12 protein-coding genes and 1 CRISPR repeat array are annotated in these 15,313 nt (G+C 63.6%); of the genes, 1 reads left to right on the top strand and 11 read right to left on the bottom strand.

Translation table 11 applies throughout. The features are described 5' to 3' along the window. Positions 1–12 precede the first annotated feature (12 nt). Genes P9220_RS14210 through P9220_RS14195 form a run of 4 tightly spaced genes read right to left on the bottom strand, consistent with a single transcriptional unit; the run spans position 13 to position 4,937 of the window. Positions 13–2,076: an NADH:flavin oxidoreductase gene (locus tag P9220_RS14210; protein WP_309765641.1), complete on the bottom strand. Its 2,064-nt coding sequence runs from the start codon at positions 2,074–2,076 to the stop codon at positions 13–15. Between the two features lie 34 nt (positions 2,077–2,110). Beyond that, positions 2,111–2,653: a DUF5943 domain-containing protein gene (locus tag P9220_RS14205; RefSeq protein WP_309765640.1), complete on the bottom strand. Its 543-nt coding sequence runs from the start codon at positions 2,651–2,653 to the stop codon at positions 2,111–2,113. Between the two features lie 20 nt (positions 2,654–2,673). Further along, positions 2,674–3,645 (bottom strand): dipeptidase, encoded by a 972-nt coding sequence (locus P9220_RS14200; protein ID WP_309765639.1) that lies wholly within the window; start codon positions 3,643–3,645, stop codon positions 2,674–2,676. 17 nt (positions 3,646–3,662) lie between these two features. Further along, on the bottom strand, positions 3,663–4,937 hold the full coding sequence (locus tag P9220_RS14195) for a serine hydroxymethyltransferase (protein WP_309765638.1): 1,275 nt from the start codon (positions 4,935–4,937) through the stop codon (positions 3,663–3,665). 435 nt (positions 4,938–5,372) lie between these two features. Between P9220_RS14195 and P9220_RS14190 the strand changes: the two genes are divergently transcribed. Continuing rightward, entirely contained in the window at positions 5,373–6,368 is a 996-nt protein-coding gene (locus tag P9220_RS14190) for a GlxA family transcriptional regulator (RefSeq protein ID WP_309765637.1), read from the top strand. 54 nt (positions 6,369–6,422) lie between these two features. Here the strand turns inward: P9220_RS14190 and fdhA are convergent, their stop codons facing one another. From fdhA to casB, 7 genes are all read right to left on the bottom strand, one after another. Continuing rightward, positions 6,423–7,619: a formaldehyde dehydrogenase, glutathione-independent gene (gene fdhA, locus P9220_RS14185; RefSeq protein ID WP_309765636.1), complete on the bottom strand. Its 1,197-nt coding sequence runs from the start codon at positions 7,617–7,619 to the stop codon at positions 6,423–6,425. 301 nt (positions 7,620–7,920) lie between these two features. After that, a CRISPR array of direct repeats spans positions 7,921–10,815; the repeat unit is 28 nt; unit sequence GGTCTATCTCCGCGCACGCGGAGGAACC. A gap of 145 nt (positions 10,816–10,960) precedes the next feature. Beyond that, on the bottom strand, positions 10,961–11,206 hold the full coding sequence (gene cas2e / locus P9220_RS14180; RefSeq protein ID WP_309765635.1) for a type I-E CRISPR-associated endoribonuclease Cas2e: 246 nt from the start codon (positions 11,204–11,206) through the stop codon (positions 10,961–10,963). After that, entirely contained in the window at positions 11,178–12,029 is an 852-nt protein-coding gene (gene cas1e, locus P9220_RS14175; protein ID WP_309765634.1) for a type I-E CRISPR-associated endonuclease Cas1e, read from the bottom strand. Before cas1e ends, cas2e begins: the two co-directional genes overlap by 29 nt. Positions 12,030–12,081: 52 nt before the next feature. After that, a complete protein-coding gene (gene cas6e, locus P9220_RS14170) occupies positions 12,082–12,846 on the bottom strand; it encodes a type I-E CRISPR-associated protein Cas6/Cse3/CasE (protein WP_309765633.1) in 765 nt (254 codons plus the stop codon). Further along, positions 12,833–13,594 carry a type I-E CRISPR-associated protein Cas5/CasD gene (cas5e, locus tag P9220_RS14165; RefSeq protein ID WP_309765632.1) on the bottom strand — a complete coding sequence of 254 codons (762 nt, stop codon included), beginning with the start codon at positions 13,592–13,594 and terminating at the stop codon, positions 12,833–12,835. Before cas5e ends, cas6e begins: the two co-directional genes overlap by 14 nt. 1 nt (position 13,595) lies before the next feature. After that, a complete protein-coding gene (cas7e, locus tag P9220_RS14160) occupies positions 13,596–14,771 on the bottom strand; it encodes a type I-E CRISPR-associated protein Cas7/Cse4/CasC (protein WP_309765631.1) in 1,176 nt (391 codons plus the stop codon). 48 nt (positions 14,772–14,819) lie between these two features. Next, positions 14,820–15,311, bottom strand: a complete 492-nt coding sequence (gene casB / locus P9220_RS14155; RefSeq protein WP_404989557.1) for a type I-E CRISPR-associated protein Cse2/CasB — start codon at positions 15,309–15,311, stop codon at positions 14,820–14,822. Positions 15,312–15,313: the final 2 nt, after the last annotated feature.

The raw sequence follows: 15,313 nt of genomic DNA, 5'->3' as shown, positions 1-15,313 counted from the left end.
CGCAATGCCCCTTCAAAAGTCCTTGCAGAGACGCAGCGCGTCGTAGATCGCGCCGTGAATGTTGTGCATCGAGATACAGTCGCCGACCCGGAACAGCAGGAATCGCCCGTTGCCGAGCTCCTCCGACAGGCACGGTTGCGCCTCCGATGCGAAGAGCTTGTGCACGTCCACTTGCCCGCGATTGAGCGACTCGGGCTTGAGCTTCCAGTAGAGCGCATCGTTGGGCGTGCTGCCGTTCTCGATCACGACCTGGTCGACCACGCGTTCTTCCTGCTCTTCGGTGTACTCGTTGCGCAGCACGGCGACCTTCTTGCCGTCTTCCTCGTACACCTTGTCGAGCCAGTAATTCGGCGTGTGAATGACGCCTTGCGCATAGAGGCGCCGATAGAAAATGGGGAACGTGGTGCCGCCGACGTCATCGGCCACTTTCACATCGGGCGTGACGATCTCGACATTCGATCCGCGCGACGAGATGAAGTCCGCGACGCCTGCGCCTGCATGCGTGCTCACGCCGTCATAGACGAGCACGTTCTTGCCCGGCTCGACCTTGCCCGAGAGAACGTCCCATGCACTGACCGCGAGCCCCTGATCGACGCCCCATGCAGGCACCTGATCCGTGAACGATGAACCGCCCGTCGCCAGCACGATGATGTCCGGCTTCTCGGCCATGATCGCCTTGTCGTCCGCAGCGACGCCGAGACGGCGATCCACGCCGAGCCGCTTCGTTTCCATGTCGAACCAGCGCACGATGCCCGCCATCTGCTCGCGCTGCGGCGCTTTCGCAGCGAGCATGATCTGCCCGCCGACGTAGTCATTCTTCTCGAAGAGCACGACATCGTGACCGCGCGACCGCGCCACGCGCGCCGCTTCGAGTCCGGCCGGGCCCGCGCCCACGACGACGACCTTGCGCTTCTGCCCGCGCGATTTCTCGATGACATGCGGCATCGTCGCTTCACGCGATGTCGCCGCGTTCTGCACGCAGAGCACATCGAGCCCGTTGTACTGGCGGTCGATGCAATAGTTCGCGCCGACGCATTGCTTGATCTCGTCCTCGCGGCCATCGCGAATCTTGATGACCATGTGCGGGTCCGCGATCTGCGCGCGCGTCATGCCGACGAGATCGACCATGCCGTTCGCGAGCAGGCGCTCGGCCTGGCCCGCGTCGCGGATGCTTTGCGCATGCATGATCGGCAGCTTCACCACGGACTTGATGCCGGCCGCGAGATGCACGAACGGTTCGGGCGGGAGCGCCATCGGCGGCATGCAGTTGGCGAGCGTGTTGTGCGTATCCGCGCCCGAACCAATCACGCCGATGTAATCGATGAGACCCGTTTCGGCCATCGCCTGCGCGATTTCCTTCAGTTGCTCGTGGTTGAGACCGTCTTCATGGAACTCGTCGCCGCACATGCGCAGGCCCACGCAGAAGTCCGCGCCGACCGCTTCGCGCACGGCCTTCAACACTTCCACGCCGAAGCGCAGGCGGTTTTCGAGTGAACCGCCCCATTCGTCGGTACGAAAGTTCGTGCGCGGGCTCCAGAACTGATCGATCAGATGCTGGTGCGCCGCCGATATCTCGATGCCGTCCATGCCCGCATCCTTCACGCGCTTCGCGGCAGCCGCGAAGTCTTCGATGATGCGGCGAATCTCTTCGATCTCGATGATCTTCGCGTTGCCGCGATGCACGGGCTCGCGCACGCCCGACGGCGACATCAGATGCGGCCAGCTTTCGCCGTGCCATGCGGAGCGCCGGCCCATGTGCGTCGCCTGGATCATGATCTTCGCGCCATGACGATGCATCGCTTCGGCGAGGCGCGCGAGCGGATCGATGATCTTGTCGGTCGACAGGTTCACCGACTTCCACCAGCCCTGGGGGCTATCGATGGACACCGGGCTCGATCCGCCGCACACGGCGAGTCCCACGCCGCCCTTCGCCTTTTCCTCGTAATAGCGGATGTAGCGATCGCCGGGCAGGCCGCCCGGCTCGGCATAAACCTCCGCATGCGCGGTGCTGACGATGCGGTTACGCAAGGTCAGCTTGTTCAGCGTGAGTGGCTTGAAAAGGTTCGGGTAACGCATGACGGAGACCTCGATTTGAATGCGTTGATGCGTGCTATGCGTGAAGCTGGATCGGCGAGACTTCGAACACGCAGTGATCGTGGCCTTCCGCCGCGCATTGCGTTTCGATGGAACGCGAGCGCGGTCCCTTCTTCGTGCTGTCGGGTGCGGTGTCGTTCACCCAGTCCATCGCGCCCGCGAACCATCCGGCGAACATGTAGCAGAGCTTGCCCTGCTTGCCCGGCTGCGCGAGCACGAACGACGAATGATGCAGATGGATGCGCGCCATCGCGCTTTGCGGGTCGGACTCGACGATGTCGAAGAGACCCCAGCCTCGCTGTGAAAGACGCTTCAGGTAATGCTCGAACACCGCCATGCCGGCGATGCCGTGCTTCGCGGCTTCCTTGTCGCACCAGTGATAAGCGGACTTGTAGCCGGCCTTGTAGAGAATCTCGGCATAGGTCTCGCGGCCGAGCGCTTCTTCCACGGCTACGTGGTTGTTCGTGAAGAAATGGCGCGGCACGTAGAGCATCGGCAGCGCGTCGGTGGTCCAGACGCCGGTTTGCGCGTCCACGTCGATAGGCAGTTGCGGTTGCATCGCGGGTTCCCCTGATTTAGTTAGACATGCCACACTTCGCCGAACACGCGCAGCCAGTTCTCGCCCATCACCTTCTTGATGCGCGATTCGCTCCACCCTGCGCGCTGCATCGCGGCGGTCAGGTTCGGAAACTCGCCGATGGTGCGGATGCCTTCCGGATTCACGACCTTGCCGAAGTTCGTCAGCCGGCGATAACGGCCCTTGTCGTGCGTGATCCAGTCGAAGAACTCGGTGCTGTAGCCCTGCGTGAAGTCGGTGCCGATACCGACCTTGTCTTCGCCGATCACGTCGATCACGTATTCGATGGCTTCGAGATAGTCGTCGACATTCGCTTCCGCGCCGCGCTTGAGGAACGGCGCGAACATCGTCACGCCGACGAAGCCGTTGGCATCGGCGATTTCGCGAAGCTGCTCGTCGGTCTTGTTGCGCGGATGCTCCTTCAATCCCGACGGGCAGCAGTGGGAATACGTGACCGGCTTCTTCGAACACGCGATCGCATCGGATGACGTCTTCGCGCCGACGTGCGAGAGATCGACCAGGATGCCCACGCGGTTCATCTCCTGAATCACTTCGCGGCCATAGCCCGAGAGACCGCCATCGGCTTCATAGCAGCCGGTGCCGACGAGATTCTGCGTGTTGTAGCAAAGCTGAACGACGTTGACGCCCAGTTCCTTGAAGACTTCGATGTAGCCGAGGTTGTCCTCGAACGCATACGAGTTCTGGAAGCCGAAGATGATCCCGGTCTTGTTCTCCTTCTTCGCGCGCAGGATGTCGTCGGTCGTACGCACCAGCGTGAGAATTTCGCTGTATTCGCGGATCTGCTGCTTCATCTCCGCGATGTTGTCGATGGTCTTCTGGAAGTCTTCCCACACCGAGACCGTACAGTTGACGGCTGTGACGCCGCCCTTGCGCATGTCTTCGAACACGGAGCGTTCGAACTTCGAGATGTTGAGACCATCGATGATGATGCTGTCGTCGTGCAGAGTGCTCATCGCTTGTTGCTCCGTGCTCAGTAAATGGGGAAGCGCTCGCACAGCGCGAAGATTTCGCGGCGCACGCGTTGCTCGGTTTGCGGGTCGCCGTCGGGACGATCGCGCAGCGAATCGAATACTTCGAGAATGAGGCGGCCCGTTTCGCGGAACTCGTTCACGCCGAAACCGCGCGTCGTGCCGGCGGGCGTGCCCAGGCGAATGCCCGACGTCACCGTGGGCTTCTCGGTATCGAACGGAATGCCGTTCTTGTTGCAGGTGATGCCCGCACGCTCCAGCGCCTGCTCCACCTGATTGCCCTTCAGTCCCTTCGGACGAAGATCGACGAGCAGCAAGTGGTTGTCCGTGCCGCCCGTGACGAGATCGACGCCGCCGGCCTTCAGCACTTCACCGAGCGCCTGTGCATTCGCGAGCACATTGTCGATGTACGTCTTGAACTCCGGCTGCAGCGCTTCGCCGAACGCGACGGCCTTGCCCGCGATCACATGCATCAGCGGACCGCCCTGCAGCCCCGGAAACACCGCCGAATTGATCTTCTTCGCGATGTCCTCGTCGTTGGTCAGGACGAAGCCGCCGCGCGGGCCGCGCAGTGTCTTGTGCGTCGTAGACGTCACGACGTGCGCGTGATCGACCGGGTTGTCGTGACGGCCCGCCGCGATGATGCCCGCGATATGCGCCATGTCGACCATCAGCTTCGCGCCGGCTGCATCCGCGATGGCGCGCAGGCGCTTGAAATCCAGCTTGCGCGGATAGGCCGAGAAGCCGGCGATGATGAGCGACGGCTTGTGCTGCTGCGCAAGCTCCTCGATCTGCTCGTAGTCGATCAGCATGGTGTCGCGATTCACGCCGTACTGCACCGCGTTGAACCACTTTCCCGAGAGCGCCGGCTTCGCGCCGTGCGTGAGGTGGCCGCCCGCATCGAGCGACATGCCGAGCACGGTATCGCCCGGCTTGGTGAGCGCGAGCATCACCGCGCCGTTCGCCTGCGCGCCCGAATGGGGCTGCACGTTCGCGAACTTCGCGTTGAAGAGTTCCTTGATGCGCTCGATGGCAAGGGTCTCCACTTCATCGACGAATTCGCAGCCGCCGTAATAGCGCTTGCCCGGATACCCTTCCGCGTACTTGTTCGTGAGCACCGAACCTTGCGCTTCGAGCACGGCGCGCGAGACGATGTTTTCCGACGCGATCAGCTCGATTTGCGATTGCTGGCGTTCCAGCTCGCGAAGAATGGCGCCGCGCACCGAGGCATCGCGCGTGGCGAGCGGCGCTTCGAAGAAGGGATTCGAGTTCGACATTGGGGAGGTCCGTGGTCAGGAAAGAACGGTCACTGGATGAAGCCCGCTCAGCGCTCTTCTGGGCCGCTCGCGCTTGCATCGTTGCGTCTATTCTTGACCTTCGCCTGGCCGGTCAATTTACGAATTCAGACGTGTTCTTTTCCTTTTCCGACATGCGCGTCTGTTTTCGACAAGTGGCGAATTCGCTTTGGGTGTAATGCGTTTTCCTATCACTCCGCCGTGCACTGCGGCGGCACGGTCGTGCGCCTTGCGTGTGCTTTTGCACGACCGTTCGCGCCGTGTTTGTGCGTCGTTTAGCGGCAAGCGCACGCAGTGTCGCGCTATTCAGGGTTTAGCCCGATGGCATGCTAGTTGCACTCGTTATCACAATGCAGGAGTGGCACAACGCCGCAGCCACGGCGTTAAACAATAGATTCCAAGGAATCAATTCTCCCCATGTCTTCCGATCGCACGGCATCGCTGGCGCACTTCGCGTTCATGCCGCTTCCCAACTTCACGATGATGGCGTTCACGAACGCGATCGAAGTGCTTCGCATGGCGAACTATCTGACGGGGCAGCCGCTGTATCGATGGTCCATCGTCAGTCCCGACGGCGGGCCGGTTACGGCAAGCAACGGGCTGTCCGTCGATACCGGGCCGGTGGAATGCCTGGGACAGCCGGATATCGTGTTCGTGGTCGGCGGCATCGACGTGCAGCGTGCGACGACGCCCGCGCATCTGTCCGCATTGCGCCGCTTCGCGCGCACGGGCAGCGTGCTCGGCAGCCTGTGCACCGGGACGTATGCGCTTGCGCGCGCCGGCTTGCTGGCGGGCTATGCATGCGCGATTCACTGGGAGAACATGTCGGCGCTGAAGGAGGAGTTTCCGGACACGCGGTTTCTCAAGGAGTTGTTCGTCATCGACCGTGATCGCGTGACGTGTACGGGCGGCGTCGCTCCGCTCGACATGATGCTGAATCTGATTGCCGCGCGCGTGGGCACGGCGCGCGTGACGCAGATTGCCGAGCAGTTCATCGTCGAGCATGTGCGGGATACGAGCGCGCAGCAACGCATGCCGCTCGTCGCGCGGCTCGGATCGGCGAACAAGTCCTTGTTCGAAGTCATTTCGCTGATGGAGAACAACATTGAAGAGCCGCTGTCGCGTGAAGAACTCGCGAGACTGGCGGGCATGTCGCAACGGCAATTGCAGCGGCTTTTTCGCGAGCATCTCGGCATGACGCCGACGCATTACTATCTGACGTTGCGGCTGCGGCGCGCGCGCGAGTTGCTGCTGCAGACGGACATGTCGATCATGCACATCACGATGGCTTGCGGATTCCAGTCCGCTTGTCATTTCTCGAAGAGTTATCGCGATGCGTTCGGCACGGCGCCGACGCGTGAGCGCAGAAAGCAGGCGCCGTCCCTGAGCGCGGTTCCGGTGATGGCCGCCTGAGTACTTCTCCGGCTCAACAAAAAAGCGCCTCTTTTCAGAGGCGCTTTCGTTTTGTCAGGCCGCTTTGAGCAGGCCGTGCGGATCGATCACGAACTTGCGTGGCGCGCCGCCGTCGAACTTGCGGTATCCATCCGGCGCTTCATTGAGCGAAATCACCGACACGTTCACGATATCCGCGATCGGCAGGCGGTCCCACAAGATCGCCTGCATCAGGTTGCGGTTGTACTTCGTCACCGGCGTCTGGCCGGTGTGGAACGAGTGCGACTTGGCCCAGCCGAGACCGAAGCGGATGCTCAGGCTGCCTTTTCTGGCGGCGGCGTCGGTGGCGCCGGGGTCGTCGGTGACGTAGAGGCCCGGAATGCCGATCGCTCCTGCTGCCTGCGTGATTTCCATCAGGGAATTGAGGACGGTGGCGGGTGCTTCCTCGTTGTGCTCGTTGCCATGTCCGTGGGCTTCGAAGCCGACGCAATCGACGGCGCAATCCACTTCGGGCTTGCCGAGAATCTGCTCGATCTGTTGGGCGAGCGTTGCGTCTTTCGACAGGTCGATGGTCTCGAAGCCCATCTTGCGTGCGTGTGCGAGCCGTTCCTCGTTCATGTCGCCGACGATGGTGCATGCCGCGCCCAACAGACGCGCCGATGCAGCCGCCGCCATGCCGACCGGTCCCGCGCCCGCGATATAGACGGTTGCGCCCGGTTTCACGCCCGCCATGACTGCGCCGTGGTAGCCGGTCGGGAGGATGTCGGAGAGGCACGTGAGGTCGCGGATTCTGGACATCGCCTGCGCCTTGTCGGGGAACTTGAGCAGGTTGAAGTCGGCGTAGGGGACCATCACGTACTCGGCCTGTCCGCCGATCCAGCCGCCCATGTCGACATAGCCATATGCGCCGCCTGCGCGGGACGGATTGACGTTGAGGCACACGCCTGTGTGTTGCGCCTTGCAAGTGGGGCAGCGTCCGCATGCGACGTTGAACGGGACGGACACGAGGTCGCCGATGGACAGCGTCTCCACGTCCCGCCCGATTTCGATGACTTCGCCGGTGATTTCGTGTCCGAGCACGAGGCCGACTTCGGCGGTGGTGCGGCCGCGGACCATGTGCTGGTCGGAGCCGCAGATGTTGGTGCTGACGACTTTGAGAATGACGCCGTGGCCGATGTCGCGGCCGCGAGGATCGACCATTCTCGGGTAGTCGATGGACTGGACTTCGACTTTGCCCTGACCGAGATATACGACGCCGCGATTGGTGCTCATGGGTGATGTCTCCTTGGGTTTTGGACGGCGGGCGCGGGTGTGTCGCTCGATGCGAATGCTCGCGGCCTTGGGGGAGAGTAGGGGGTTTTGCGAGGCGTCGATGGGGGGAATGCGACGTGGGGTTGGTTGGGAGCGACTTTTTCCTGGGTACTGGGTTTCTTGTTGGCGGTGTGGGGGTGCGTGGGTCTAGCTCCGCGTGAACGGGGAGGCTTAGTGATGATGTTGTCGGTTCTCGTCTGCGGGGGGGTTCCGCGGAGGCGGAGGGACCGCATGAACGCGCGCGCCGGTGATCGTGACTGTGGGTCTATCTCCGCGCACGCGGAGGAACCTGCGCCGTCTTCAATCCACGAATAGCCGAACGGCGTCTATCTCCGCGCACGCGGAGGAACCGCCTGCGGGGACGTGCAGCGTCGTCTCCACATGGGTCTATCTCCGCGCACGCGGAGGAACCGCCTGCGCACGTCTCGCACCGTGTCTCGCGTCGGGTCTATCTCCGCGCACGCGGAGGAACCATTGCTGGGCTCGTCGAAGGCGCGAACGTCATGGGTCTATCTCCGCGCACGCGGAGGAACCTCTGAGATGGCCAAGATCTATGTGCACACGCCGGGTCCATCTCCGCGCACGCGGAGGAACCGCATTACCGCTGAAGAGGCGCTCGCCTGCTTGGGGTCTTTCTCCGCGCACGCGGAGGAACCCCAGCCATTCTTGACTTACCAGCGGTATCCGACGGTCTATCTCCGCGCACGCGGAGGAACCTGTTCCTTTACACTCGCGACTTGCTCGCGTGCGGGTCTATCTCCGCGCACGCGGAGGAACCACTCAACAAATTGATCAAAGCGAATACATTACGGGTCTATCTCCGCGCACGCGGAGGAACCCCTGGACAGAAGCCGAAGTCCTTCCGTGTCGCGGGTCTATCTCCGCGCACGCGGAGGAACCCACGCGAAGCAGCAGGGCGAAGTCGTGAATACGGGTCTATCTCCGCGCACGCGGAGGAACCCCGATCCGCTTCGTCGGTTGTTTGCCGATGTAGGGTCTATCTCCGCGCACGCGGAGGAACCGCTCGACCTTCGTCCAGATGCGAGCCAACTCAGGGTCTATCTCCGCGCACGCGGAGGAACCCCCTCGTTGCTATCCCGTGTAACCCCGAGGCGGGGTCTATCTCCGCGCACGCGGAGGAACCTTGTAGCTCGCAAAATTTGTCGAACCGTCGCTGGGTCTATCTGCGCGCACGCGGAGGAACCGCCTGCTCAGGAGGCTGCATGCCGAGGATCGCGGGTCTATCTCCGCGCACGCGGAGGAACCGCGCAGCGTGTCCTCAGGCGTCCAGTCTTCGAGGGTCTATCTCCGCGCACGCGGAGGAACCGGTACCGTAACACCAACTCCCTTACGTCCATAGGGTCTATCTCCGCGCACGCGGAGGAACCTGGGGCGATGGCGAGGACTGGGGCGGCGGTGAGGGTCTATCTCCGCGCACGCGGAGGAACCGCGAGTAAGTCGTCGCGGCTCACATTCTTAATGGGTCTATCTCCGCGCACGCGGAGGAACCGCCGATCCGTCCGGATTGCGCTGCTGCGCGATGGGTCTATCTCCGCGCACGCGGAGGAACCTTCGGGCGCGCGGTGATGATTCCGATCATCCTCGGTCTATCTCCGCGCACGCGGAGGAACCCGCAGGAGTCGGACCCGACGAAGAATGCCCTCGGGTCTATCTCCGCGCACGCGGAGGAACCCCAGATGACACGCGGTTAATGAGTTCGGCGTTGGGTCTATCTCCGCGCACGCGGAGGAACCGCAGGCCTCCTCGACGACGAGCAAACCGCGACGGGTCTATCTCCGCGCACGCGGAGGAACCGCCCAATGCTCACTTCTCGGGGACTCGGACGAGGGTCTATCTCCGCGCACGCGGAGGAACCCAAAATCGGTACATAACGATAGGACGCAGATAAGGTCTATCTCCGCGCACGCGGAGGAACCGCATATGGCGCGTTCGCCACGGCCAATGACGAGGGTCTATCTCCGCGCACGCGGAGGAACCCGACTGCAATGGCTTTGGCGCAACAGGCCGACGGGTCTATCTCCGCACACGCGGAGGAACCACACTGGGGAAAATCGGACAGCACCTTGGCATGGGTCTATCTCCGCGCACGCGGAGGAACCTTGGCAGCACCTTCCGCCACCTGAATCGCGGCGGGTCTATCTCCGCGCACGCGGAGGAACCTGGTCGGCGCGCTTGAGGAAGCTGTCCGTCCACGGTCTATCTCCGCGCACGCGGAGGAACCTCTCGCCGCGCGCTTTCGGTGCGCGGGCCGGCAGGTCTATCTCCGCGCACGCGGAGGAACCGGTAAGGCAGCGGGAGGTACCACGCGCCCCTCGGGTCTATCTCCGCGCACGCGGAGGAACCTTCTTGTGGTCGGTGGGACGATCATCGGAGCGGGGTCTATCTCCGCGCACGCGGAGGAACCTTCGCGACTGACTGTCTGCTCGATGGCCGTCCGGGTCTATCTCCGCGCACGCGGAGGAACCATTTGCCTGTTTGTTCATCCACGGATTAAGACGGGTCTATCTCCGCGCACGCGGAGGAACCTACGAAGAGATGGAGGAAAGGGACGCGCACCTGGGTCTATCTCCGCGCACGCGGAGGAACCGCCGTTCCTGCTAAAAAACTATTCGACGCGGGAGGTCTATCTCCGCGCACGCGGAGGAACCCCCCATTCCCACCCACAGCCCTACCGCATCGAGGGTCTATCTCCGCGCACGCGGAGGAACCTACCGCTCGCGTGCCTGACACGGGAAACGATGGGGTCTATCTCCGCGCACGCGGAGGAACCGAGCTACGGTCCTACCTCCCCGAGGGCCTCCCGGGTCTATCTCCGCGCACGCGGAGGAACCGCGAAGGGCAGCGTGAGCTTTCGTGGCGACTGAGGTCTATCTCCGCGCACGCGGAGGAACCAACTGCGTCACGTGTGCGGGAAGCCCGGGGAGGGGTCTATCTCCGCGCACGCGGAGGAACCTTGGCTAGCTGCCCTTGAAAGATAAGGCGCGTGGGTCTATCTCCGCGCACGCGGAGGAACCATCATGAAATTCGTCGTGAACAGCGCCGATCCGGGTCTATCTCCGCGCACGCGGAGGAACCGAACCTTCGATCGGTCCTCGCCGGATATTACGCGGTCTATCTCCGCGCACGCGGAGGAACCTCTACCCTCTAACCCCATGATCCCAAACAAGAAACCGCCGAACCCATCCCACCAGGATCACCAAATTTTCAAAGAACACCAACCGCCTACGCCTGCCCCACCGCCCGCCTCACCAGATACATCCCATCAACGTCCACCAACTCCCTCACCGGCGCCCCCAACTGCGCGATCCCGATACCCCCGACCGCGTCCGCTCCCGCCACACCATCGCGACGCTGCCCCTCGGCTCGCACCGGTGCCACTCAGCAAGCACCGACCACGTCCGCTCGCGCACGCCCTTGTTCATCCGCGGCGCGACATACACGCCCGTCGAGACCTCCAGCATCACCGACGCCAGGTACCCCCGGAACCTGTCGGCCACGTCACGCGTCACCACCACGACCAGCGCCATCCGCCTCCTCCAGCTTTTCGTCGAGCCGCAACACCTGCTTAATGCGATCGATCATCGCGGGAATCACCTGCTGTTTTCGAAATACGCGCGCCGCCTCACGCCGGACAAGCCGGTCGAGCGTTTCGTCGCTGCGCTGCGCCTCCTTGACTGCGGCGAAGGCAATCGAAAGTGTCACGTCATCGCGGAACAGATCGGCGATGTCGAGCACGAATGCCTGGCCGGAATCCTCGTGAATGAAGCCGAGCTGAGGCACGGCCGCAAGCGCGTGCACGGCGATCGCCGCCGCCGCTTGCACCGCCGTCGCCGCATGATTGATGGCTTGATTGGCGAGGTCGGCGGCCTCGGGGTTCGCGCGATCGTATCGGCGCCCCTGCCACTCGATGCCGAACTGCTGCGCCCGCAACCGATAGATCGCCTTGACACGCGACCCTTCGATGCCTCGCAGCGTGTCCAGATCGCGATGCGGCAACACTTCCCCGAGGCGCAGCGCATACATGTGCCGCGCGACGGCCACCCGGCGTCGCGCACTGCCCCACAGTTCGGCCTGCCGCCGGGCGACATCCGAACGATCCGGCATCAACGGCGGCGCGGTGTAACTGCGCACGCCGTCCGCGCCGACCGCGGCGAGCAAGGTGCCGTGCCGCGCGAGCAGCCGCAGCGCATCATGCGTCACGCTGCCGCCCGGGCCGAGCAGGATCATCGATACCGATTGATGCGGAATCTGATCGACGTACTGGCCGCTCGTGAAGTGCAGGCATCCGTCGACGACACTCAGTTCGCCACGTTCCAGCCACAGGAGACCATGACGATCCGCATGAGGCACGCGGGAAGTGTCGAGTCCCAGCCGCCCCTTGAGCACGCGCGCGCCCCGGCGATCAAGCGTCGATGGATGCGGGCTTCAGCAACAGCATGCCGAACCCGAACGCCCGATGCCTTCCGATTCCGCGCATGAGCAGCCGCGCGAACGCATCCGAATCTTCGACGCGCAGATGGCCGCTGAACACCGCGTCCGGGCCGTTGATCACACGCGACTGCCTCTTGTTGCCGTCATCCGAGCCAGCTTGCGTGCGGCGAATCACAGGTGTGAGTTGGAACCGCGTCATGCGCGCTTCGACCAGACTCGCCGCTCCGCTCCATCGAAGCCGCTCGTCGAGCCATTCGATATAGACGGCTTCGCGCCCTGGCGCATCGGCATCGGCTTCCTGCTCGATCGGAGGCTTGTAGGCATCCCGCTCGCGGCCGTATTTGTGGCCGGCGTCCTTGCTGCGGCGCATGGGCCGCACGCGTACGTCGAAACCCAGCACGCGCCCCGCCTGCCATTGCGCCGGGAACGGGCGAACGTTAAGACCGGGACTGTGCGGGCCTGCATCGAGACCGAGCGCATCCGCCAGGTCCGGCGCGGCGCAAAGCGCGCACGCCTCGCGCATCGCGTCGGCGGAGTGCGCCGTATAGGCAAGCAGTCCGGCGCGCTCGTCGCGATAGTAAAAAGGCTTCGGCGCGAGCGATCCGAACACCGCACTGAGCGCGGCGTGGAACGCGTAGCCGAGGTCGCCGCCGGGCGGCACCAGACCATGCCGCGACGCCCACGAAACGAACTTGTGCGGATCGGGCTGGCAGTGAATCAGATTAAGCGCGGTCATAGGGGAATTCCGGACAAGTCGATGGATACGCAAACGATGTCCGCTTCGCGCTCACTTCGAGAACAGGACGCGATCCGCCGTGCACGCCGCTCGTCCAGTTGCGCTCGTCGCAGATGTCGTGCGCCTGTGCGGTCGCATCCGGCATCGCGCCCTCGTTCGTTGGCCACTGCATGCTAAACGCGTCATCGTCCAGGCCTTCAGGCAACGGCGCGCGGCGCAACGCATCGAGAACGTCGCCGGCGTCGATGAAGCCGGCGAACACCCGCGCCGATGGCAGGCACGGCTTGCGTCCGATGAACAGCGGACGCATCGGGCGATCCAGCGCGCGCGCAATGTCATCGAGCGTCGGAGCTTCGTTTGCGGGGTCGAGCCGCAGAGCGATGAGCGCGTCGAGGCCGGCGTGATAGTCGCGGTAGCGCAGATGCGGGCTCTTGTACGTATCCGCGCCGCCTTGGCGCGACTCCGAATGCCCGAGCGTTGTCCAGCCGCTATCTTTCGCTCCGAGTTGCGCCGTCTGAAAGTCGGGAAGGCGCTCGCCGGAACGATCGAGCCGCGCGCCCATCACGAGACGCGCCTGCAGGCGGTCGTGCCGCTCGCTATCGCCGCGATCCCAGCCGAGCGCATTCGCGATAAGTCCGGTGATCATCGACATTGCCGGGAAATCGCGGATCACGCCGTAGTTATCGATTGACTCGCCGCCGAACGCGACGAGCGGCGCGCGCAGGCGCATCAGCAAGTGACGCCGCATGTCACGCGCCCTTGACGATGCGTGTCTGCACCCAGTTCGCGAGCTTGTCGAGCGAGAAGTGCTCCGCGTTCGGGATATCGGCTTGGTCGAGCGCCAGATAAGCGCGATCCAGCGCGCCATAGGCGGCGTCGTGCTTCTTCAGTTCGCCCGCGATACGCTTGATGGCTTCGCTGCGCATGCCACCATCCGCCGGCTTCAAGGCCGACTCGAAAGCGGCGCTGAGGCTGCGTGGCTGCCAGTCGCCCGATTCGACCAACATGAGACTCGCGTGGCCGAACGGCGCGGTGGAACCGCGCTTGGCGCCGGGACTGACCGTTGCGATCAGATGCAACAGGTGATGCACGACTTGAGCCGCGAGCTCCCGCCGTTCGGACGGCGCCTGGAAGCATTCCTCGGCCGCGATGCCTTCGAGATTCGCGACCAGTTGCGGCACGTCCACCACGACGTATCCGTAGTAGAGGCCCGAAGCGAGTTCGGTATCGAAGATGCCGGCGGAGCCATGCTCGCCCGCTTCGCGCAAGAGATCGTCGACGACGGTGAAGTAGTCGTTCTCGACCTGCGCCTCGTGCACCGTGAAGGCATGCGCGACATAGACGGCGGCATCGCGTTGCGCGAGCACATCCGACGTGACCATGCGCCCGAACAGCGCCGATTCGAGCCCGCTTCCGTGCTTGAGCGCCCGGATGTTGTCCGGCTCTTCCTTGAGGAACGCCGCGACTGCCGTCTTCAGCGCGTCTGCGTCCTTGTAGTCGCGGGCAAGCGCCGCACAGCGCTTCACGAGATAGTCGATCTCCGCCTTGCCCAGCAGCACCGCCTGACCCGTCTCGAGCGCTTCCTTACCCTTGCGATCCTTGCCCGCCTTGTCCAGCAATCCACCGTGACGCAGCGCTTCGACAGCCGCTTGCGCAAGCTCCTCGGAGACACCATGCCCGACGATCTCGTCGCGAATGCGGGCCAACGTGGTGCGGGAGCGAATTGCCATCGGCACGCCGAGCGTGGACAGCGCGTGATGATCCTCCGCAACGCGCCAGTGCCGCTTGAGACATTGCGATGAAATGCGCGTGCGCATGGCGTTGCCCATCGGCAAGCGCTTGGCCGAACCGGAGTCGTCGCGATTGAGCAGCGCCGCCGAGTAACTGTGCAGCGTATGAATCTGAATGAAACGCGGATGCGTCATGTTAAGCCTTCCTGATCTTTGTCGTGCTTTCTATTGCCGATGTAGCGTTCACTGTTCCCGCGATGCGCTCGCGTTCGCGTTCGCCGAGAAGAATCCATACGCGATGTCCAGACGCATCTTCTCCGCGATGTCCTGGCGTTTCCCTTCTCGTGCGCCTTCGTACAGCACCAGCCTGCCGAGCTGATTCCAACTGGGCGCGACGTTTCGGCTATTCATCAAGCGAAGCATGCGCCGCAGTAACTCGAAGAACGCAGCGCCTCGTGCATCGAGCAGCCGCGTCACGCGGGCCTCCGATACACCAGCCAGGTGCAGTTGCCGGCCCAGGGTGCTGCGGGTGTTGTCCGCGCGGTCATGTCCGGCCAGCGCGATGCCGTATGCGATGAACGCCCAGCGCCGCCATTCATCGGGAGTCCACTTCGCGCAATCGAGCCTGGCGCGGGCGGCGACGTTCATCAGGGCGGCAATCTGCGCGGTCGCGAGCGTCTGCGCGTCCGGATCGAGTCGCTTCAGCGCGACATAGTCGTTCTTCGAAGCCTTGATCC

The sequence above is a fragment of the Caballeronia sp. LZ016 genome (genome assembly GCF_031450805.1).
Classification (GTDB): Bacteria; Pseudomonadota; Gammaproteobacteria; order Burkholderiales; family Burkholderiaceae; genus Caballeronia.
This window is presented reverse-complemented; position numbering and strand designations above follow the sequence as displayed.